Source organism: Pseudomonas sp. PB105 (assembly GCF_009764655.1).
Lineage (GTDB): Bacteria > Pseudomonadota > Gammaproteobacteria > Pseudomonadales > Pseudomonadaceae > Aquipseudomonas > Aquipseudomonas cyclaminis.
The window spans coordinates 153,689-174,432 of sequence record NZ_RWIO01000092.1; the positions used below are offsets into that span (position 1 = coordinate 153,689).

The window sequence follows — 20,744 nt, forward strand, 5'->3', positions numbered from 1 at the left end:
TCATTTCAAGGCTCTCTCTACGGCGTCAGTGAATATTTTGGGCGAGGCCAACTGCATCTCGCGGCTGGCCATCTCCACCGCCACCTGCACGGTGGTGGCGCGGGTCAGGCGCTCGCCGCTGGCCAGGTCCGTAATCAGGTAATTGACCTTCAAACGGTTCTCCCATTCCACCAGGCTGGCGCGCACGTTGATGGTCTGGCCAAACACCGCGCCGCGCACATAGCGCAGCTGCATGTCGATCACCGGCCAGGCGTAGCCGGCTTCGAGCATCGCCGTGTAGTTGTGGCCGATCTTGTCCAGCAGCGCGCAGCGCGCCACTTCCAGGTATTTCACGTAGTGCCCGTGCCACACCACGTTCATGGTGTCGACATCAAAAAACGGCACCAGAATTTGTGTGTCGCTGTGCAATACGCCGGGGCTACGCATGCAGCCTCCAGTGTTGTTCGGCGATGCGTTGCAGACACAGGCGCAGTTCGCCTTCCAGGGCGCGGTCTTCGATCACTGGCGGGAAGTCCTTGGCCAGTTCCTCGTGCATGGCAGCCAGCGCCGGTGGCAGCGGCCGCGCATCCTCGGCCTGGGCGCGCAGCCACACACCTTGGTTGGCGGCGAGCAAGGTGGCGGCGGCAACCTGTTCGGTCAGCTCCAGCACGCGGATTGCATCGCGGGCGGCGATGGTGCCCATGCTGACTTTGTCCTGGTTATGGCACTCGGTAGAGCGCGAGAACACGCTGGCCGGCATGGTGTTTTTCAGCGCTTCGGCGGTCCAGGCGCTGGTGCCGATCTGCACGGCCTTGAAGCCGTGGTTGATCATGGCGCGGTCGGCGGGCGCGCCCGACAGGTTGCTCGGCAGGCCGTGGTTGTAACGCACGTCCACCAGCAGCGCGAGTTGGCGGTCGAGCAGGTCGGCGACGTTGGCCACCAGGGTCTTGAGGCTGTCCATGGCAAAGGCGATATGCCCGCCGTAGAAGTGCCCACCGTGCAGCACGCGCTCTTCTTCGGCGTCGATGATCGGGTTGTCGTTGGCGCTGTTCAGCTCGATCTCGATAAACGAACGCAGCCAGTTCAGGCTGTCGGCCAACACGCCGAGCACATGGGGCGCGCAGCGCAGCGAATAGCGATCCTGCAGGCGGTGCAGCGGCGCGGTCGGCGCATCAATCGCCAGATCCTTGCGCAGCCAGGCCGCGACTTGCATCTGCCCAGGGTGCGGCTTGGCGGCGAACAGGCGCTCGTCGAAGTGTTCCGGGTTACCTTGCAGCGCCACCACGTTCAGCGCGGTGATGCGCGTGGCCAGTTGCAGCAGGTAGTCGGCGCGGGCGAAGGCCAGGCAGGCGAGGCCGGTCATGACGGCGGTGCCGTTCATCAGCGCCAGGGCTTCCTTGGGACGCAACACCAGCGGGTCCCAACCCAGCTCGCGGTGCACATCGGCAGCCTGGCGACGTTCGCCACGGAACATCACCTCACGTTCGCCCGACAGGGTCGCGGCCACGTAGGACAGCGGCGTCAGATCACCGCTGGCACCCACCGAGCCCTCTTCCGGGATCAGCGGCAGCACGTCGTGTTCCAGGAACGCATGCAGGCGCTCCAGCAGCTCGACACGCACGCCGGAAACGCCGTGGCACAGCGACTGCAAACGCGCGGCCAGCACGGCGCGGGTGGCCTGTGCATCGAGCAGTTTGCCCAGGCCGCAACCGTGGAAGGTGTACAGGTGACGGGGCAGGGCCTCGACGTGCTGCAACGGCACCGCTACCACGCACGAGTCGCCGTAGCCGGTGGTTACGCCGTAGATCACGCCTTCCTTGTCCAGCAGCGAGTCGAGAAACTGCGCGCCCTTGGCGATGCGCTGGCGATACGCGGCGTCGCCCTGCAACTGGGTGGGCGCCTGACGGTTGGCCAGGGCCAGCACGTCTTCGATGCGCAGGGGGCGTTCGCCAAAGGTTACCGGCTCAAGATGCGTCGTCATCGGTCTTCCAGAAAGGGTAAAAGTTGAACCATTGTTGGGGCGCTTGCAGGCAGAACTGGCCCAGGCGTGCGGCGTAGCGTGCGGTCCACTGAGCGATGACCTGCTCGCGGGTGCTGCGTTTCCATTCGATCAAGGGTGTGAACGGTTCGATCGTCAGGCGGTAACGGCCATTGTGCTTGAGGCACATCAGCAGGTTGACCGGGCATTTGAGCAGGCCGGCCAGCAGCCACGGACCTTGAGGGAACGCGGCGTCATGGCCGAGGAAGTCCACGCGCACCGTGCGCCCGCCGTGCAGGGGCACGCGGTCGCCGGCAATCGCCAGCCACTCACCTTCGTCCAGGCGCTGGCTGAGCAGCAACATGGTCGCCGGGTCCAGCTCGCTGACCTGGATCAGGCGCAAATGGGTAGCACCGGCTTCGCCCAACAGGCGGTTGAATTGTTCGGCGTGCTTGGTATGCACCAGCACGTTCATGGTGACTTGCTCACCGATCTCGGCCAGGGCACGGCACACTTCGAGGTTGCCCAGGTGTGCGCCCACCAGCATCTGCCCGCGCTCGCCACGCAGTTGCCCACGCAATTGCGCGGGGTCGTTGATTTCGATCTGTTCCAGGCGCAGCTTGCGGTTCCACACGTCGAGTTTGTCGAGCAGGGAATCGGCGAATGCCATGAACTGGCCGAACACTTTGCGATGGCTGGGGCGCAACTCATCGCGCCCGCTCCACTCGGCCAGGCGCTGTTGGTATTGCCAGGCGCTCTGGCGCGCGCTGCGGCCGAACAGGAAGAAGTACAGCACGATGCCATACAGCACCGGGCTCAGCAGGCGGCGGCCAAGGACTTTGGCCGCGAAGGCGGTGAATTTCATCAGCCAGTAGCTGCCGCGCTCTTCGCGGTCGGCCCAGTGTCGGGTGTTGTCGCTCATGCCTGCCACCGCCGCCACAGGATCATCGGCGCACGCACCAACATGCCGAAGAACAGCCGCGTGTGCATGGCGCTGATACGCACGTTGTCATGGAACAGACGAAAGTGCGACAGGCCGTCAGTGGGGTAATGCACTTGGGTCGGCAGCCAGCGCATCGGCTGGTTGCGCCAGGCCAGGCGCACCAGGATGTCGGAATCGAAGTCCATGCGCGTGCCGATATAGGCCGAGTCCATCAGCGCCAGCACCGGTGCCAGCGGGTACACGCGAAAGCCGCACATCGAGTCGCGGATCTGCAGCGACAGTGTGTTGATCCACACCCACACGTGGGTCAGGTAGCGTGCGTACAGGCGGCCTTTGGGCACGCTCTCGTCGTATTCGGGGTAGCCGCAGATAATCGCGTCGGGGTGCCTGCGGGAGGTGTCCACAAACGTCTCGACTTCGCGCAAATCATGCTGGCCGTCGGCGTCCACTTGCAGGGCGTGGGAGTAGCCCAGGCGTGCGGCTTCGCGGAAGCCGGCCATCACTGCGCCGCCCTTGCCTTGGTTGCTCGGCAGGGTCAGCAGGGTGACGTTATCCAGGGTCGCCAACTGCGCCAACACGGCGGCGCACGCCGGGCTGCTGCCGTCGTCTACCAGCAGGCACGGCAGGCCGCTGTTCAACAGGCTGCTCACCACGGCTGGCACTGCGGCTTCATGGTTATAGACCGGGATCAGGGCACAGGGCTTATGCATGCTCGGCCACCAGTTGGATCCGGCCACTGGAACACGCCGCGACGCCGTTGCGGTAGGCGAAGTACAGCTTGCCGCGCTCCCGGTCGAAGCGCAGGTGCAGTTCGATACGGTCGCCCGGTCGCACCAGTTGCTGGAACTTGAGCACTTCCATGCCGGCGAAGGTCGCGGGCAGGTCGAGCAATTGCTGGCCCAGGTTGAACGCCCATTCCACCTGCACCACGCCCGGCAGCACCGGCGTGACCGGGAAGTGCCCGCTGAAGTAGGCCAGGTCCGGCGGCACGCTCAGTTGCACGGTCCATTCGCCATTGGCTTCGCTCTGCTCCAGCACCTGCGGCGCCTTTGGCCGTGGCGCCAGCAGCAACGCGGTCACATCGGCCTGGGGCAACTTGCCTTGGGCGTTCAGCGGTAACTGGCGCAGCAGACGCCAGCGACGGGGCAGGGCCAGGGCTTCGCAATGCTGGCTCAGATGTTGGCGCAGGGTTTGAGTGAGGCTGCGGCGGCCTTGGTTGCGCAGGGCGTGCAAACCCTCGGCGCTCAGCACTACCAGGGCGCCGAGTGAGGCGCGGCTCTCTTGCACCACGCCCAGGCGCGTTTCCGCGACCCAGGGGTGAGTCATCAGCGCCTGCTCCAGCATGGGCAGGGAGATGCGTTTTTCTTCCAGTTTGACGATGCGGTCCAGGCGGCCGAGCAGCTCGAAGCGGCCATCGGCGTGGATGCGCGCAGCGTCAGCGGTTTGTTCGATATGCCCTGCGGGCAGGTAAGGCGAGGCGATGCGCAGCGCGCCGTCGGCGTCCTGGCTCAGCGCCACACCGGCAAACGGCTGCCAGGGTTGCGCACCTTGGCGCCAGGCGATGCCGCCGGTTTCCGAGCTGCCGAGGATTTCCGTCGGCCATTGCTGCAAACGCTCGTAAAGACTGGCGGCGGCTTCGACGGGTAAGGCGCCGCCGGAGGAAAACACCCGCGACACCTGGCTCAGCGCCGGCCAGTCGAGGTTGTCGCCCATGCGCTTGAGCAGTGCCGGGCTGGCCACCCAGGCGAACTGCGTGTGCTCGCGGCTGGCGCGCTGCAAGTCTTCGGGGAAGGCCAATTGCTTGCGCATAAAGGTGCGACCGGCGCACAGCGGCCACAGCACGCGGAACAGCAACCCATAGATGTGCTGGGTGGCGACGCTGCCGATGATGCAGGCGTCTTTAAGGTCCGCACCCCACAAGGTTTCCAGCGCTTGAACCTCGTTGGCCAGTTGGCGCAGGGTCTTGTCGATACGCTTGGGTTCGCCGCTTGAGCCGGAGGTGCACAGGCTCAGCTGGCAGCTGTCCAGGTCGAGCGCGGCGCCAGGCAACGGCGCCTGGTACAGCGCGTCGAGATCGGCAGCGTCGACCAGCCAGGCATCGACGGCATCGGCCCAGCGTTGGCGGGTCTGGGGCTGCAGATCGGCAGGCAGCAGCACGCTGACCCCGGCGCGCCAAGCGCCCAGCAGGGCGATCGCCAGCACACCGGCATCTTCCAGGTGCACCGCCAGGCGCCGAATGCCCCGCGCTTGCAGGCCCGCGGCCAGACTGAGGGATTGCTCCCACAGCTGGGCGTGATTCATGGCAGGTTCGGTCGTGACCCAACGCTGTTGCAGCGGCTCAAGCAGCAAGTGCTCAAGTTTCAACCCATTCATATGCGGCCTCGAACCCTTTGTCGTACCAGCCATTCCACGGCAAACAACAAACCCATCAGCCCGTAGGCGATCAGGCCGTTGTACAACGTCCACCAGCTCAACGGCGCCCACAGGGTGAGGGCGGCGGCGAGCAGGCCATTACACAGAAAAAACACGCTCCACACCACGGTGACCTGGCGTGTATACACAATCGCATGGGGCGGCAGTTGCGGGTCGGTCATGCGGGCCAGGCGTTCGACCATCGGTGGGCCGTATTTCAGGCTCAGCCCAAAGAGCGCCAACATGAACGCACTGACCAGGCTCGGGTACCAGCGCAGCAAGTGCGGGTTGTCGAACCAGGCCAGCAACAGGCAAAACACGATCACCGCCAACGCCATCCAGCGGCTGCCGGGGCGTGGTGCGCCGGTAAACGCGCGCAACAGCCAGAGGCTGCCCAGCAGCAGCCCGAATTGCCACGGTGCAAAGTGCTCAGTGCCGTAATACACCGCGAAGGGGTACAGCAGCCCCGCCAACAACAGGCCAAGGCCGATCAGCCGGCTCATGCGGCGGGTTGGACCAGACGGTACACCGCCTCTACCACGTCGTTCACGGTGCGCACGGCCTTGAACTCTTCGGCGGCAATCTTCTTGCCGGTCTGGCGCTTGATGTGGTCGATCAGGTCCACGGCATCGATGCTGTCGATTTCCAGGTCTTGATACAGATTGGCGTCCAGGGTGACGCGCTCCGGGGGGAGTTCAAACAGTTCCACCAAGGCATCGCGCAGGGTGTTGAAAATATCGTCACGAGTTTGCATGGTCCGGTCTCAAGCTGCCTGTCTGGCCGTGACGAACGCCGCAAGGCTCGCCACGTTGGTGAAGTGATTACGGGTGTCCTTGGCGTCGGCATCGATCTTGATACCGTACTTTTTCTGAATCGCCAGGCCCAATTCCAGGGCGTCTACCGAATCCAGGCCCAGGCCTTCGCCGAACAGGGTTTGGTCGCTACCAATGTCGTCGGCGCTGATGTCTTCCAGGCCCAGGGCCTCGATGATCAGCGTCTTTATGTCGTGCTCAAGGCGGTGTTGGTCGCTCATCTTCGGCGAGCTCCTTAATAAAATAGTCATGCAGGTAATCGTTGAGCTTGCGTGAGGCCTGGGGCGCGGGCCCCAGTGTTGCGAACGCCTGTGGTTCTATATCGGCACCCACGCGCAAACTGAAGTGAAAACGGCGTTTGGGGATGCGATACCAGGGTTCGGCCTTGGTCAAGGTGGTGGGGCTGACCTTGATCACCACGGGGGTGATGATTGTCGCACCCCGCAGCGCAATGGCGGCGCCGCCGCGATGAAAGGCGGGCGCTGCGCCGGGCGTGGTGCGGGTGCCTTCAGGGAAGATGATCAGCGTCTGGCCTTCGCGCAGGGCGTCGGCGGCGGCATCCAGCATCTCTGCGCTGCCGTCATTGCTGATATAGCCGGCATCGCGTATCGGCCCACGGGTGAACGGGTTCTGCCACAGGCTCTGCTTGACCACGCAGTTGGTCTGACGCATCAGGCCGATCAGGAACACCACATCGATCAGCGACGGGTGGTTGGCGACGATCATCTGGCCAGGGCGACCGAGTTTCTCGGCGCCTTCGACGCTGTAGGTCAGCACGCCCGCGCGTTGCATCAGGCGAATAAAGAACCAGAACAGCTTGCTGATGGTATGACGGGCGCGACGCTGATGCTTGTCGGCGCTGCCCGGCAGGCAACTGAGCACCGGAAACACCAGCAAACGCAGGCACAGCCCACCGACACCAAACAGGAAGAAGCTGGCGGCGGTGGCGAACAGGCGCCAGTAGTAGGCGTCCCGTGGCTTGTCGGTCAGGGCTTGCGTTGCCAGTTCCATACACGGTTCTTCCAGGCATGTTGGCAGGCACCCTGTTCGGTGAGCAGGGTGCGCAGCAGGTTCAGGGCGTGGGGCCACTGAGTTTGAGTGGCTTGGACAGTGCCGGGCGTGAGTTCCAGTTGCCACTCGTCGCCTGGGGTCAGCAGCAGGCCGAGGGCGTAGGGGAAGGGCACGTCAACGATCCAACTGGCGTAGGCCTCGGGCGGCTGTTCTTCGGTGATCACCAGCAATACCGCCGGGGCGCCTTCGTTGAGCAGCGCGGCGGCTTCGAGCATGCCGTGCTCCAGGCCGTCGCCGGCTGCGGCGAGGGCAGTCATTTCACTGGTTTCATTACGCAGGATCGACCACAGGCCAATCACGGCGTTATGCACCGACAGGCTGAATTGGGTTGGGGACAGCGGCTGGTCGTTGGCCAGGTCGCTGAGGATGTCGAGGGTGCGCGGGGTTTCGCCATGCCGGGAAATAAACACCAGCGGCAGGTCTTGCAGGCCTTCGGCCAGCGGCCAGCCCACGCTGAACGCCATGCGTGCCAGCCGGCTCAGGCGGCGGCGCTGCATAGCAGGCAGGAACGACACGTCGGGCGAGGCATCGCTGGCGGGCAGCAGCGCAGGGGCCTGGCACCAGGCGTGCCAGTCGTGCGCACTCTCCAGCCCTGGGGCCCAGGCGCGCCATTGGGCGATATTGAAGTTGATCACTGAGAAGTTATCCCGCCCCTGCGGGCTTCCATGTGCGGCTTTTGGCCCCGAATACCGGGACAGGGAGCAATCGCCGAATGGCGCGCATTATCCCGGTGCCGTGGGGTTCTAGCAAACTTTGGTAAAGGTTTGTTCACGGCGGAATACAAATTGTTGGTAAAGATTTACAGATTGTCCGTTATGGACGGCTGGGTTGGCTTGTCGGCCCGTTCCTAATCACTCGTACGTGACTTGCCTTTGATGCAGCGATGCATTGTTGAACGAGGTAGCTAACAGGCGCTTTTGCCCTCTACACTCGGACATTCATTGATACACGGAGGTTTTTCCATGCGGCGTGTGGTGTTCAATCAGAAAGGCGGCGTTGGCAAGTCCAGCATCGCCTGCAACCTGGCGGCGGTCAGCGCCAGCGAAGGCTATCGAACCCTGTTGGTGGACCTCGATGCACAAGCCAACTCTACCCAGTACCTCACCGGGCTGACCGGCAACGACATCCCCATGGGGATCGCGGACTTTTTCAAGCAAACCCTGTCTTCCGGACCGTTTTCGAAGAAGAACAAGGTCGATATCTACGAAACGCCGTTCGACAACCTGCACGTGATCACCGCCACCGCAGAGCTGGCGGACCTGCAGCCTAAGCTTGAAGCCAAGCACAAGATCAACAAACTGCGAAAGTTGCTGGATGAACTGGCCGAAGATTACGACCGGATCTATCTCGATACGCCACCGGCACTGAATTTTTATGCGGTTTCGGCATTGATTGCCGCTGATCGTGTGCTGATCCCCTTCGATTGCGACAGCTTCTCGCGTCAGGCCTTGTATGGCCTGCTGGCTGAAATCGAAGAATTGAAGGAAGACCACAACGAAGGCCTTGAAGTGGAAGGCATCGTGGTCAACCAGTTCCAAGCCCGAGCGAGCCTGCCGCAGCAGATGCTGGAGGAGTTGATCGCCGAAGGCTTGCCGGTGCTGCCGGTATATCTGGCCAGTTCGGTGCGCATGCGCGAGTCGCACCAGGAGAGCAAGCCGCTGATCCACCTGGACCCTCGGCATAAGCTGACGCAGCAGTTTGTGGAGTTGCATAACCTGCTGGAAAGCGCCTAGATCGAGTGTGGGAGGGGGCTTATCGCCCCCGATAGCAGTGTGTCAGCCAGCCCGCTTGGTACTGATCCACTGCCATCGGGGGCAAGCCCCCTCCCACATTTGTATTGTATTTCTGCTGGTGGATTTGGATTTGCCCCACTGGGGCTGTAGGAACGGTCTTGCAATAGGGCGTGTGCCTTGTCTCATTGCCTACAGCTAAGCCAGAATCGCCCGGCTTGTGCGTCTGGATGGTCGTCTCTCAGGTTTGCCGGTCACTGAATGTTCAGTGATCGGGTTTAGTAGCCTGTGGTGAGACGTACAGCAAATCATTGATCAGGACTGTCCTGTATTTGATGGTGGCTGTACGGAGGGCGCTTTCGAGCGCGCCGGTGAGTCTCCCCGGTCTACTAACCTGCGTACAGCTGCCACCCTCCGTTTAGTAGCGGCTGGTTGCGGCGCTTACTCGGAGACGTTCCATGGTTAACCTTTACGCCGTTGCACCCGACCTCCCCACCGAAACCCTCGTGCTCAACAGCTACGAAACCTTGTCCTCTGTGCGCACGCTATTGCTCAACCTATCCAACGACCTCACTGGCGAACACCGCGACGTAGCCTTGGCTATTCATCAATTGAGTGAGCTGGGCGTGCTGCTGGTGGGCCAGATGATGGACCGCGAAGTGCCGCTGGCCTCAAGGTAGGCGCGGTCAAAAAAGTGTGGGAGGGGGCTTGCCCCCGATAGCAGTGTGTCAGCCAGCCCACCTGGTACTGATCCACTGCCATCGGGGGCAAGCCCCCTCCCACATTTGATCCCGTTGATTGGGGGCTGGTTTACACCCCTTGGCTGCGCAACCAGCTCATCAACTGCGGCAACGGAAACGCGCCGCTCTGGCGCGCCACTTCGCGGCCGTTCTTGAACAGAATCAAACTGGGAATCGAGCGAATCCCCAACTGCGCTGACAACTGCTGATTGGCCTCGCTGTCGAGCTTGGCCAGCCGACACTTGGCCTCCAACTGCCCGGCCGCCTGTTCAAACACCGGCGCGAACGACTTGCACGGCCCGCACCAGTCGGCCCACACATCGACCAGAAGCGGCAGGTCGCCCTTGATCTGGCTGGCGTAGTCGCCTTGTTTCAGCTCAAAAGGCTTATTCAACAACACCTGTTGCTTACAACGCCCGCATTTGGGCGCATCTCCCAGGCGTTCGCCGGGGATGCGGTTGAGGCCGTTGCAATGAGGGCACGGGATGACGAGAGGTTCGGACATTGAGGGCTCCTTGGAAGTGGCCAATGGCACTGTATTTGGAGTCGGGGGCTAGGTTTATCAAGTCAGGCAGATGCGACTCATCCGCTCACAGTTCTGCCCATGTCGAAGCGAGATTGTCTATCTAGGCTACTAGAGCCGGTTTTGTCTTGAACCATTGGTCTGCTTGTGGCTATAGCAAATTGCGATAGTCGCAATTCGGGTTTAGCCTCCATAGCACGATGCGATAAGGATGTTGCATGCGAGTCATCAGTGAAAAAAGGATTTGGGAAGCAAAGGAAAAATGGCCCCGTTCCGCAGCGGCTTTGGATCAGTGGTATCGCATCATCAAGCGAAATTCCCCCAAAGACTTTGCGGCGATGAAAACCATGTTCCCCGCCACCGATAAGGTCGGAGCGTTTCATGTATTTGATATTGGAGGCAACAAGCTTAGGTTGATTGCTAGCGTGGAGTATCAGGTGCAGCACGTTTACATCAAGCACCTGCTTGATCACCGCGATTATGAGAAAGACAAATGGAAGGAAAAAATCAGATGAGCGCGCTTATGCGAGTCGCGGTCGAACACTGGCAATTCGTTTCGCCAGTACTACGAAAGCCGGAAAACGAGGCAGACTACGACGCGATGGTAGGCTGCCTGGACGAGTTATTGAGCCTAATCGGTGAAGATGAGGACAGCCCGCTCATGAGTTTGGTGGACATCCTCAGCGATTGGATCGAAGCCTATGATCATGCGCATCGGCCAATGCCCGTCGCCAGTGGTGTAGATGTGCTGCGCTATATGATGCGCGAGCACAACCTCACCCAGAGCGACTTGCCGGGCGTTGGTGCTCAATCGGTTGTGTCCGAAGTACTGAGCGGCAAGCGCCAGCTCAACGTGCGGCAGATTCGTTGGCTGGCGGAGCGTTTCGGTGTTTCAGTGGAAACCTTTATCTAAAGGTTTCACGACGAACAACTGATCTCCAAATGCTTGCCCCAATCCGGCGGCCGCTGCGCGTATAGTTCCATTCCCGCCTGTTCCTCAAACGGCTTGGAAAGCACCTCATGCAGCCGCCGCACTTCGCTGTAATCGCCTGATTCTGCGGCGGTGATAGCGTTCTGTGCCAGATAGTTGCGCAGGATGTACAACGGGTTCACTGCGTGCATCCGCTCACGGCGCTGCTCTTCGCTGCAGTTCCCATCCCGTGCGACACGTTCCTTGTACTGCTCGGCCCAGGCGTCAAACCCGGCCATGTCGACAAAATCATCGCGCAACCGCGTCACGGCCAGCGCCGCGGATTCATCCCCCAAACGGCGGAAGAACAGGGTGTAGTCCACGCCACTGTTCTGCATCAGCTTGAGCAGGCGCTCCACCAATTTCTGGTCGTCGTCTTCAGCGGTGGTCAGCCCCAGGCGGCGGCGCATCAGGTCGAGGTAGTGGGCCTGGTAGAACGGCAGGTATAGGCCCAGGGCTTCCTTCAAGGCTTCAACGCTGATAAACGGCGTCAGCGCCTGGGCCAGCGCGCTGAGGTTCCACTGGCCAATCGGAACTTGGTTGCTAAACGAGTAGCGTCCTTCATGGTCGGAATGGTTGCAGATGAAGTGCGCGTCAAAATCATCCAGAAACGCAAACGGCCCGAAGTCGAAGGTGATGCCCAGGATCGACATGTTGTCGGTGTTCATCACGCCATGGCAGAAGCCATAGGCCTGCCATTTGGCGATCATCTCGGCATTGCGTTCGACGATTTCGCGGAACATCGCGAGGTAAGGTTCAGGCTGTTCCTTGCACTCGGGGTAGTGCAGTGAAAGCACGTGCTCGGCCAGTTCCGCCTGCTGCTCTGGTTTCTTGGTGTAGTAGAAATATTCGAAATGCCCGAAGCGGATATGGCTCGGCGCCAGGCGCAGCACCATCGCCCCGCGCTCCTGTTTTTCGCGCCATACCGGCGTGCTGGAGCCGATCACGCACAGCGCACGGCTACTGGGGATGCCCAGCGCGTGGAGTGCTTCAGAGGCAAGAAACTCCCGAATCGACGAGCGCAAAACCGCACGGCCATCGCCCATCCGCGAGTAAGGCGTCATTCCGGCACCCTTGAGGTGCAGGTCCCAGTGTTCGCCGGCCTGGTTGTACACCTCGCCGAGCAACAACCCACGGCCATCGCCCAGTTGCGGGGAATAGCCGCCAAATTGATGCCCGGAATAGACCATCGCACGCGGCTCAGCTTCGGCCCATAGCTTGTGGCCGCCGAACAGCTCGGCGAATACCGGCGTGTCGGCCACCGTCGGGTCGAGGTCGAGCAGGGCCATGGCGGCATCGCTCGCCACGACAAGGCGCGGCTCGTCGAGGGGCTCGGGCAAAACGTGGGTTGAGAACGCGTCGCCCAGGCGTGCGAAGCGGTTGTCGAAGGTCAGTTCGTCGAGGGCTTTCACCGGCCATCTCCAGCAGAATGTCCGAACATTCTGCTGGGGATAGGGCGTTTAGTCGAGTTTGCTCGGTGGCGGTTCCGGTGCGTCTTCGACTTTACCGGGCGGCGGCTCGGGGGCGTCCTGCTCTGCGGCAGGCGCGGCGATGGTCTTGCGATCATCCTCGACCGGCACCAGTTTGTACTCCTGGCCGTGCATGTTCTTGAGGTACACCTCCATCTGCCGGAACGAGATGTTGATGTGCTGCTTCTTGAACTCGCGGTTGATATAGCGGTTGACCTCGTCCAGCACCGGGTTGCGGTCACCGAGGTCGCGCACGTGCATGCGCAGCTCGTGGTCGAGGGTGCTTTCGCCGAAGTTGAGGAAGTACACGTGAGGTTCCGGCTCCTTCAGAACCCGTGGGTTTTCCCTGGCAGCCTTGAGCAGCAATTCCCTCACAAGGTCCAGATCAGAGCCGTAGTCCACGCCCAGCTTCAGGGTGACGCGGGTGATGGTGTCGGTCAGCGACCAGTTGATCAGTTGCCCGGTAATGAACGTCTTGTTCGGGACAATGATGTCCTTGCGGTCGAAGTCGGTGATGGTGGTGGCGCGGATGCGGATCTTGCTCACCGTGCCCGACAGGTTGCCGATGGTGATGGTGTCGCCGATACGCACCGGGCGTTCGAACAGGATCATGATGCCGGAGATGAAGTTGGCGAAGATCTCCTGCATGCCGAAGCCCAGGCCCACTGACAGTGCGGCCACCAGCCATTGCAACTTGTCCCAGCTCACGCCGAGGGTAGACAGGGTAGACACGAAGCCCACGCCGGCAATCACATAGGACAGCAAGGTGGTGGTGGCGTAGGCGCTGCCCTGGGCCAGGTCCAGCTTGGACAGTACCAGCACCTCCAGCAGACCGGGCAGGTTGCGCGCCAGGGCGAAGGTGATGCCGATGATGATCAGCGCGCCGAGCAAGTCGCCGATGCTGATAGGCACCATGCTGATATTCGCACCCGTGCCGCTGGTGTATTCGTACAGCGTGACGTTATCCAGGTAGGAAAACACCGAGATCAGGTCCGACCACACCCAGTACAGCGCGGCGATAAAGCCGCCAAGCAGGGCCAGGCGAATCAGGCGCATGGACTGTTCGTTGACCTGTTCGATGTCCAGGGTCGGTTCTTCGATCACGGCTTCGCCATCACCGGCTTCCTTGGCGGCCTGGCGTTTGGCCAGGGCTCGGGCATAGGCCAGGCGGCGGGCGGCAACGCCCAGGCCACGCACGAAGGTGGCTTCGATCACCAGCCAGAACATCAGCAGGTACAGGGTGTTGATCAACCGGTCGCTGAGTTTCAGGGCGGTGTAGTAGTAGCCGAAGCACACGGCAATAAACAGCGCGATGGGCAGTGCGGTGAACAGCAGGCCCACGGCTTTGCGGAACAGCGAGGCTTTTTCGTGGGTCGGGCTGTGCAACAGCAGGCGCCCGAGCAGCCAGGCCATCAGCGCATAGCACGTCAGGACCACGGCGATGCCTAGCACGTCGTCGGCCAGTGCCGCCGGTTGATGTTCGGCAATCGCCACCACGGCCACCAGGGCCAGTACGACCAGGCCGAGTTTACGCACCCAGCCTTGCAGGAATTCGACCTGGGGTTTTTCCCAGCGAAAATGCAGTTCGGCCACGCCGCCCGGCGCCAGGATGCGGTAGGCGGTGTAGAACACCAGCCACGCCTGGGCGATCTGCAGCAATGCCGCGCCCAGGTTGGCGTTTTGCCCACGGGCGTCGATTTGCAGCGCATAACCGCACAGCGCCAGGCCCAGGGCTACCGGCATCGCCAGCAGAATATTCACCAGGATCGCCTGCGGCGTGTGCCACTGGCTGTCGCGTTTGAAGTGGCCGATGTCCAGGTGGACCCTTTTCAGGCGGGCGTACAGCGCGGTGCGCCGCCACAGCAGGAAGCCGATCAACAGCAACAGCGGCAGGAACAGCAATGGGCGCTGGGTCAGGCCGTCATACAGCTCACTGACGCTGGAGGCCCAGGGCAGGGTGGTGACTTGCTTGCTCAGGTGCGCCGGCACGGTCTCCAGCCACTCGGTGTCCAGCGGCTTGTTGCTCGGGATCCAGAACATCTGCTCGTCGAGCGTGGCGCGCAGGGTGGTGGCGGTGCTGAGCAGTTGTTTCTGGTTGAGTTGCAGGGTGATGGATTCGTTGAGCAGTGCACTCAGCTCGCGGCTCAGGCGCTCCAACAGGTCGCTGCGGGTGACCGCCAGTTCCAGCAGGGTGCGGCGCAGTTGCGGGGTGACGTCGTCCGGTGGCTGGTTGGCCAGCAGGTTGTCGACATAAGTGCTGGGGGAACTGATCAGTTCGCGTTGCTGGTTGACCTCGAACTGGTACAGGCGAATGTTGGCAATGTCGTCGGCCAGGTCACGGTCCACGGTCAGGCGCGGCAGTGCCTGTTTTTGCTTATACAGAATCTTCGACAGCAGCAGGCTGCCCTTGAGCACACTGATCTGCTCATCCAGGGCTGAGTCGCTCTGGGTCACGGTGTCCAGTTGCTGCTTGGTCTGCAGGTTCTTCTGGGTCAGGTCGTTGAGGCGGTCGGTGCTTTTGAGCAGGTAGTCGGAAAGCTTCAGGTTGGCCGCACTTTCCGTGGCCAACAGGCTGCTGCCTCCGGCCTTTTGCGCTTCGATGGACTGCTGGGTCACGGTCTGTTGGGACTGGGCCAGGCGCTTCTGGTTGATCAGGGTTTGCAGGTCCTGAATCTCTTGTTCCAGGCGCGCGATTTTTTCCACCACCAGGTCATGCTGGCTGTTGCCCAGGTCTTGCAACTGGCTGTTGCCGGCCAGTTCCTGGCGGCGCAGGGGGATCAGGGCATTGAGTGCGGCGAGCTCGGCGTTCAGTTGGTTGCGTTGGTCGCTGTTAAGCGCTTTGCCATTGTCCTTGCCGGCCTTTAGCGTCGAATTGATCTGCAGGATGCGCGTCTGGCTGCTGCTGATTTCGGTCTGGGCGCGTTCGGGGCGGGTCTGGGCGGCGATGGTCAGGCTGTTGGCTTCGGCCAGGTCTTTTTGCAGGTCGCCTTGCTGGGTGGTGCGCTGCACCAGCAATTGCTCAAGCTGCGGCACCGGCAGCGTGGCATAGCGCTGGGCCACCGGGATGATTTTGGTAGCCTTGAGGCGGGTCAGCTCGCGCTGGTTTTCGCTGGTCTGGCGCGGCGCGTCTTCCAGCTGGCGCTTGAGCTCGACCAGGCGCTGCTCGTAATCCTGCTGGTTGCCCAGATACGTCAGGGTCTGCTGCAGGATGGTTTGCAGCGCCTTCATGTCGGCGTCGGGCAGCTTGCGGTCGGGCAGCTTGTCCAGGGTTTGCTGGATGGCATCGGCGCTGGGCGGGTCGGCGGCGTAGACGCTGCCAAAACAAAGGGTCAGGCCCAGCAGGGCAGTGGCGAGAAACGTGCGCAGGGTTGGCATAGACACCGGTCTTGCAAGGTGAAGAATCGGGAGCGTGCTGTCGCTCCGCAGTTTAGAGGAAGAGTCCGGGGCCCGGGCGACTTCCTTCGGGGAATCTGACGCCCACTTTGCCGATCTTGTTCCCGTCCATGACCGCGACGGTCCAGATGGTGTTGTTCCACTCCACCTGGTCGCCGACGATGGGGGCGCCGCCGACTTTTTGGGTGATGAAGCTGCTCAGTGGCATGTCCGGATCGATGCCCTCCAACTTCAGGCCGTACAGGGCCGAAACCGCGCCCAGCTGGGCGTCGCCTTCCAGCACGAAGTCGCCGAAGAAGCGCAGGTCGAGGCCGCGTTGCGGTGCCTGGCTGAACAGTTTGCCGAGGGCTGGCAGGTTGTGTTCATGGCCGATCACACAGAGCAGATCGTCGACTTCCAGCACCGTACTACCCGACGGATGGAGCAGTTGCTGGCCACGGAACAGTGCCGCAATCCGCGTGCCTTCGGGCATTCTCAGCTCGCGCAGGGCTGCGCCGATGCACCATTTTTCGGCGCCCAGGCGGTACACGAACAGCTCCCACTCGCTGGTAACGTGTACTTCCAGGGCTGCGCGGGAGATCGGCGCCGGGTCCGGTGGTACGGTCACTTTCAGCAACTTGGCCACCCACGGCAGGCTCGTGCCTTGTACCAGCAGTGACACCAGCACGATAAAGAACGCCAGGTTGAAGTACAGCTGCGCATGGGGCAGGCCGGCCATCAGCGGGAACACCGCGAGAATGATCGGCACCGCGCCGCGCAGGCCGACCCACGCGATAAAGCCTTTTTCGCGACCGTGGAATGCCTTGAACGGCAGCAGGCCGACCATCACCGACAACGGCCGCGCAAACAGGATCATCCACAGCGCCAAGCCCAGGGCCGGCAGGGCGATTGGCAGCAAATCATGGGGCGTGACCAACAGGCCCAGCACCAGGAACATGCCGATCTGTGCGAGCCAGGCCATGCCGTCGAGCATATGCAAGATGCCATGACGGCTGCGCACCGGGCGGTTGCCGATCACCAGGCCGCACAGGTAAACGGCGAGGAAACCGCTGCCGTGCAAGGCGTTGGTCAGGGCGAAGACGAACAGGCCACCGGCGATCACCAGGATCGGATACAGGCCGGTGGCCAGGTTGATGCGGTTGACCATCTGCAGCATCAGCCAGCCGCCGCCCAGGCCAACCATGCCGCCGATGCCGAATTCGCGCACCAGATGCGTCAGCAGGCTCCAGTGCAGGCCGGTCTGGCCGCTGGCGAGCATGTCGATCAGGGTGACGGTGAGGAACACCGCCATTGGGTCGTTGCTGCCGGATTCGATTTCCAGCGTGGCGGTAACCCGTTCGTTCAGGCCCTTGCCGCCGAGCAGCGAGAATACCGCCGCGGCGTCGGTGGAACCGACAATCGCGCCAATCAACAAGCCTTGGATAATATTGAGGTCAAACAGCCAGGCTGCCGCCATGCCGGTGAGGCCGGTGGTGATCAACACCCCCACCGTGGCCAGGGACAACGCCGGCCAGAGTGCCACGCGGAAACTCGCCACCCGCGTGCGCAAGCCACCGTCGAGCAGGATCACGGCCAGTGCGAGGTTGCCCACCAGGTAGGCGGTCGGGTAGTTGTCGAAAATGATGCCGCCGCCATCGACGCCGGCGACCATGCCCACGGCCAGGATGATCACCAGGATCGGAATCCCCAGGCGCGACGAAAGAGAACTCACCAGAATGCTCGCACTCACCAGCAACGCGCCGATCAAGAACAGGCTGTTGATGGTCGTCGCATTCAAAGGCAGTACTCCATAAGCAAACAAGACGGGACGCAAACTGACCATGCAGTCTGCGTGCCAGGGATTCTAACCTGTTGAATTGCGGTGCTGTCAAAAAGCTTTTAACGCCGGGCGCAGATCTGAATGTAGGAGGGGGCAGCCCCCTCTACATTTTTAACTGAGTGCATTCAGTTAGAGGCGGAACCGCCCCACCATCCCATTCAAATCCACCGCCAACCGCGACAACTCACTGCTCGCCGCACTGGTCTGGCTGGCGCCGGTCGCCGACTGCACCGACAGGTCACGAATGTTCACCAGGTTGCGGTCCACTTCCCGTGCCACCTGCGCCTGCTCTTCCGCTGCGCTGGCGATCACCAGGTTACGTTCATTGATCTGCACAATCGCCGTGTTGATGGTGTCCAGCGACATCCCTGCGCCTTTGGCGATGTTCAGTGTTGATTCAGCACGTTCGGTGCTGTTACGCATCGAGTCCACCGCGTGCTCGGTGCCGGCCTGGATACTGCCGATCATCCGCTCGATCTCGCTGGTGGACTGCTGGGTGCGATGGGCGAGGGCGCGTACTTCATCGGCCACCACCGCAAACCCACGCCCGGCTTCACCGGCGCGCGCTGCTTCGATGGCGGCATTCAGGGCCAGCAGGTTGGTCTGGTCGGCCAGACCGCGAATCACGTCCAGCACCTTGCCGATATCCCGCGACTCATTGGCCAGGTCGCCAATCAGCGTGGCGGTGGCTTGTACGTCGCCGCTCATGCGTTCGATGGCGCTGACGGTTTCCTGTACCAGGTCACGGCCATCGCCGGCCGAAGAGGTGGCATTGCGCGAGGCTTCGGAAGTGCTCACCGCATTGCGCGCAACTTCCTCGACGGCGCTGGTCATCTCGTTGACGGCGGTGGCGGCTTGCTCGATTTCGTTGTTCTGCTGGGTCAGGCCACGGGCGCTTTCGTCGGTGACGGCGTTCAGCTCTTCGGCGGCGGAAGCCAACTGGGTGGCAGAGCCGGCGATGCGTTGCAGGGTGTCGCGCAGCTTGTCCTGCATCTTGGCCATGGCGGCGAGCAGGCGTCCGGCTTCGTCGTTGCCATCAACCTTGATCGGCCGCGTCAGGTTACCTTCGGCCACTTCTTCGGCGGCTTCCAGCGCCTGGGCGATCGGGACGGTGATGCTGCGGGTCAACAGCCAGGCAAACAGCACGGTCAGCGCCGTGGCGATCACCAGCAGGCCCACGACCAGGTCGAAGGCCGCGTTGTATTGGTCTTCCGCCTCCTGGTTAGTCGCCAGGGCCATCTTGTTGTTGATGTCCAGCAAACGGGTGAGCACTGCGTTGACTTGCTCGGAGTTGCTCAGCAGCTCGGTATTGAGCAGCGTACGCAACTCTTCCACCTGATTGGCGCGGGACAGGCTCTTCATGCGCTCTTCGATCTGATGGTACTGGCCGAGCAAGCGCACGTATTCGTTGTAGGTGGAGCGCTCTTCGCTGCTTTCGATCAGTTTTTCGTAGACGTCCTGGGCGGTGCGGATCTGCTGGTTGCGCAGCTCGAAGGACTCCAGGGTCTTTTGCTGTACGTCCGGCTCGCGGTTGGTCAGCAAGCGGTACGACAGCACCCGCAGGCGCAGGGTCAGTTGGGTGAACTCATCAAGCGCACGGATGCTTGGCACGCTGGACAGGGTGATGTCTTCGGTCGCGCCACGGATCTTGCTCATCTGGTTCAGGGCGAACACACCGAGAAACAGCATCAGTGCACCAATAAACGCAAAGCCGAGGAAGGCCCTCGGAGCGATATTCATATTACGAAGCGACATGCGGGAATCCTGGGGAGAAGCGCGATCCGTGCGGGGGGTGAGACGGGGTGTGCTTCTCTATCGGTCCTACGACTAAAGTCTAAAGGGGCGTGTGCGTTTTTGTCGCATCTGACGAGGGGTTTGGCCGATTCAGGAACCAGATCGGGTAAATGCAGTCACTAAGGCTCGAAAGTGCGGCCCGGCCCTTAAAAATCGGGCTGCGCGCCGGGGATAACCCTGGCATACGAGGTGAATTTTCTTTATCGTCACCGCCCTTTGAAAAAGCCCGAGAAATCAAAATGTTAGAAGCATCCCTCAGCCAATTGGAACAACTGGTCAGCGACCTGGTACAGCAGAATCAGGACCTGCTGGGCCGCAACGAATCCCTCAAGGCCGAACTGGCTAACGCCAAGGATGAGAACGACAGCCTGCAACTGAGCCTGATGGAACAGGAAGAAAAACACGGCGCTACCGCTGCCCGTATCCAGGCGTTGGTTGAGCGTGTGAGCGCAGGGCCTGTCAGCGCATGAATGAAGGGATAAAGGTCGTTTCGATTCTCGGAGAGGATTACTCGATCAAGGCGCCAGCGGGGGAAGACAAGACCCTGATGCACGCCGTGACCATGCTCAAGGCCTCCCTGGCCACCACCAAGAAAAAGTACCCGACCCTGATCGGTGACAAATTACTGGTGCTGGCGGCGCTGAACCTGTGCGCCGAGCAGATCGAATTGCAGCAGGCTCATCAACAGGAACTCGACCGTTACCAAGAGCAAGTCAGCGCCACGGTCGACGTAATCTCCAAGGTGATTGGGCAGCCATAATAAAAGCATGCTGGCGCGCAACGTTTTTCAGCGCGCGCCAGGCTTTTTCCGATGTTTACTCGTACACGATTTCGATGCTGTATTCGTCGAAGGCTTTAAATTTGAAAACTTTGTTAATTACTGTTGTCTTATTTCCCAAAACGTCCAGGACATCGCCTGCGTTGGCATGGATCAAGTATTCATCAAGCGTTATATCTCTTGCGATCGAAGGATCGCCGCTCTTATGGACGAGAATAATTTTCGGGGCGGTTTTCATGTTGATTCCTCAAAATGGGCAGCAGTAGGTCATTGGTATGGAAGCCAGTGTGAACACGCTCTCAACACCTGAAAGCCTACCCCTTGAAAAGTCTC

The 20,744-nt window shown here is 61.6% G+C and carries 22 protein-coding genes and 1 pseudogene; 6 read left to right on the forward strand and 17 right to left on the reverse strand.

The annotated features are described in order from the left end of the window. From EJD88_RS22470 to EJD88_RS22515, 10 genes are read right to left on the reverse strand one after another with little or no spacing between them, the layout of a single operon-like run. On the reverse strand, window positions 1–426 hold the full coding sequence (locus tag EJD88_RS22470) for a thioesterase family protein (protein WP_158879069.1): 426 nt from the start codon (window positions 424–426) through the stop codon (window positions 1–3). After that, window positions 419–1,960, reverse strand: a complete 1,542-nt coding sequence (gene hutH / locus EJD88_RS22475) for a histidine ammonia-lyase (RefSeq protein ID WP_112193071.1) — start codon at window positions 1,958–1,960, stop codon at window positions 419–421. Before hutH ends, EJD88_RS22470 begins: the two co-directional genes overlap by 8 nt. Then, window positions 1,944–2,879, reverse strand: a complete 936-nt coding sequence (locus EJD88_RS22480; protein WP_099583756.1) for a glycosyl transferase — start codon at window positions 2,877–2,879, stop codon at window positions 1,944–1,946. Before EJD88_RS22480 ends, hutH begins: the two co-directional genes overlap by 17 nt. Then, window positions 2,876–3,610, reverse strand: a complete 735-nt coding sequence (locus EJD88_RS22485) for a glycosyltransferase family 2 protein (RefSeq protein ID WP_099583755.1) — start codon at window positions 3,608–3,610, stop codon at window positions 2,876–2,878. Before EJD88_RS22485 ends, EJD88_RS22480 begins: the two co-directional genes overlap by 4 nt. Next, on the reverse strand, window positions 3,603–5,273 hold the full coding sequence (locus EJD88_RS22490; RefSeq protein ID WP_158879070.1) for an acyl-CoA synthetase family protein: 1,671 nt from the start codon (window positions 5,271–5,273) through the stop codon (window positions 3,603–3,605). The genes EJD88_RS22485 and EJD88_RS22490 overlap by 8 nt, the downstream gene beginning before the upstream one ends. Next, a complete protein-coding gene (locus EJD88_RS22495; protein WP_099583753.1) occupies window positions 5,270–5,815 on the reverse strand; it encodes a hypothetical protein in 546 nt (181 codons plus the stop codon). Before EJD88_RS22495 ends, EJD88_RS22490 begins: the two co-directional genes overlap by 4 nt. Then, window positions 5,812–6,066 (reverse strand): acyl carrier protein, encoded by a 255-nt coding sequence (locus EJD88_RS22500; RefSeq protein WP_003187949.1) that lies wholly within the window; start codon window positions 6,064–6,066, stop codon window positions 5,812–5,814. Before EJD88_RS22500 ends, EJD88_RS22495 begins: the two co-directional genes overlap by 4 nt. 9 nt (window positions 6,067–6,075) lie before the next feature. Then, window positions 6,076–6,345, reverse strand: a complete 270-nt coding sequence (locus tag EJD88_RS22505; RefSeq protein WP_010563239.1) for a phosphopantetheine-binding protein — start codon at window positions 6,343–6,345, stop codon at window positions 6,076–6,078. Next, entirely contained in the window at window positions 6,323–7,135 is an 813-nt protein-coding gene (locus EJD88_RS22510; protein WP_158879071.1) for a 1-acyl-sn-glycerol-3-phosphate acyltransferase, read from the reverse strand. The genes EJD88_RS22505 and EJD88_RS22510 overlap by 23 nt, the downstream gene beginning before the upstream one ends. Next, window positions 7,111–7,830 carry a beta-ketoacyl synthase chain length factor gene (locus tag EJD88_RS22515; protein ID WP_112193075.1) on the reverse strand — a complete coding sequence of 240 codons (720 nt, stop codon included), beginning with the start codon at window positions 7,828–7,830 and terminating at the stop codon, window positions 7,111–7,113. The genes EJD88_RS22510 and EJD88_RS22515 overlap by 25 nt, the downstream gene beginning before the upstream one ends. A 327-nt stretch (window positions 7,831–8,157) precedes the next feature. Here EJD88_RS22515 and EJD88_RS22520 point away from each other — a divergent pair, with 327 nt between their 5' ends. Beyond that, window positions 8,158–8,928: a ParA family protein gene (locus EJD88_RS22520; RefSeq protein WP_099583750.1), complete on the forward strand. Its 771-nt coding sequence runs from the start codon at window positions 8,158–8,160 to the stop codon at window positions 8,926–8,928. A gap of 455 nt (window positions 8,929–9,383) precedes the next feature. Further along, window positions 9,384–9,605, forward strand: a complete 222-nt coding sequence (locus EJD88_RS22525; protein ID WP_112193076.1) for a DUF6124 family protein — start codon at window positions 9,384–9,386, stop codon at window positions 9,603–9,605. A gap of 130 nt (window positions 9,606–9,735) precedes the next feature. On the opposite strand, the gene trxC is transcribed toward EJD88_RS22525, so the two are convergent. Then, window positions 9,736–10,170 carry a thioredoxin TrxC gene (gene trxC, locus EJD88_RS22530; protein ID WP_099583749.1) on the reverse strand — a complete coding sequence of 145 codons (435 nt, stop codon included), beginning with the start codon at window positions 10,168–10,170 and terminating at the stop codon, window positions 9,736–9,738. A gap of 236 nt (window positions 10,171–10,406) precedes the next feature. Here trxC and EJD88_RS22535 point away from each other — a divergent pair, with 236 nt between their 5' ends. After that, complete coding sequence (locus EJD88_RS22535; protein WP_099583748.1) at window positions 10,407–10,703, forward strand: type II toxin-antitoxin system HigB family toxin; 297 nt, start codon at window positions 10,407–10,409, stop codon at window positions 10,701–10,703. Beyond that, window positions 10,700–11,101, forward strand: a complete 402-nt coding sequence (locus EJD88_RS22540) for a type II toxin-antitoxin system HigA family antitoxin (protein ID WP_099583747.1) — start codon at window positions 10,700–10,702, stop codon at window positions 11,099–11,101. The genes EJD88_RS22535 and EJD88_RS22540 overlap by 4 nt, the downstream gene beginning before the upstream one ends. A 5-nt stretch (window positions 11,102–11,106) precedes the next feature. Here the strand turns inward: EJD88_RS22540 and selO are convergent, their stop codons facing one another. The 5 genes and pseudogenes from selO to EJD88_RS27630 form a co-directional block, all read right to left on the reverse strand. Then, window positions 11,107–12,570: a protein adenylyltransferase SelO gene (gene selO, locus EJD88_RS22545; protein ID WP_158879072.1), complete on the reverse strand. Its 1,464-nt coding sequence runs from the start codon at window positions 12,568–12,570 to the stop codon at window positions 11,107–11,109. 48 nt (window positions 12,571–12,618) lie between these two features. Beyond that, window positions 12,619–16,002: a mechanosensitive channel MscK gene (mscK, locus tag EJD88_RS22550; RefSeq protein WP_099583745.1), complete on the reverse strand. Its 3,384-nt coding sequence runs from the start codon at window positions 16,000–16,002 to the stop codon at window positions 12,619–12,621. Between the two features lie 52 nt (window positions 16,003–16,054). Beyond that, window positions 16,055–17,797: a potassium/proton antiporter gene (locus EJD88_RS22555; protein WP_158879073.1), complete on the reverse strand. Its 1,743-nt coding sequence runs from the start codon at window positions 17,795–17,797 to the stop codon at window positions 16,055–16,057. A 171-nt stretch (window positions 17,798–17,968) separates the two neighbouring features. Further along, complete coding sequence (locus EJD88_RS27625) at window positions 17,969–18,841, reverse strand: methyl-accepting chemotaxis protein (RefSeq protein WP_371926581.1); 873 nt, start codon at window positions 18,839–18,841, stop codon at window positions 17,969–17,971. Between the two features lie 30 nt (window positions 18,842–18,871). Continuing rightward, a pseudogene (locus tag EJD88_RS27630) lies at window positions 18,872–19,594 on the reverse strand (MCP four helix bundle domain-containing protein); the annotation flags it as partial. A 278-nt stretch (window positions 19,595–19,872) separates the two neighbouring features. On the opposite strand from EJD88_RS27630, the gene EJD88_RS22565 reads away from it, so the two are divergent. Together EJD88_RS22565 and EJD88_RS22570 are read left to right on the forward strand one after the other, a co-directional pair. Next, window positions 19,873–20,103 carry a hypothetical protein gene (locus EJD88_RS22565; protein ID WP_099583742.1) on the forward strand — a complete coding sequence of 77 codons (231 nt, stop codon included), beginning with the start codon at window positions 19,873–19,875 and terminating at the stop codon, window positions 20,101–20,103. Further along, a complete protein-coding gene (locus EJD88_RS22570; protein WP_112193081.1) occupies window positions 20,100–20,393 on the forward strand; it encodes a cell division protein ZapA in 294 nt (97 codons plus the stop codon). Before EJD88_RS22565 ends, EJD88_RS22570 begins: the two co-directional genes overlap by 4 nt. A gap of 55 nt (window positions 20,394–20,448) precedes the next feature. Here the strand turns inward: EJD88_RS22570 and EJD88_RS22575 are convergent, their stop codons facing one another. Continuing rightward, a complete protein-coding gene (locus EJD88_RS22575; RefSeq protein WP_158879074.1) occupies window positions 20,449–20,649 on the reverse strand; it encodes a hypothetical protein in 201 nt (66 codons plus the stop codon). Window positions 20,650–20,744 lie beyond the last annotated feature (95 nt).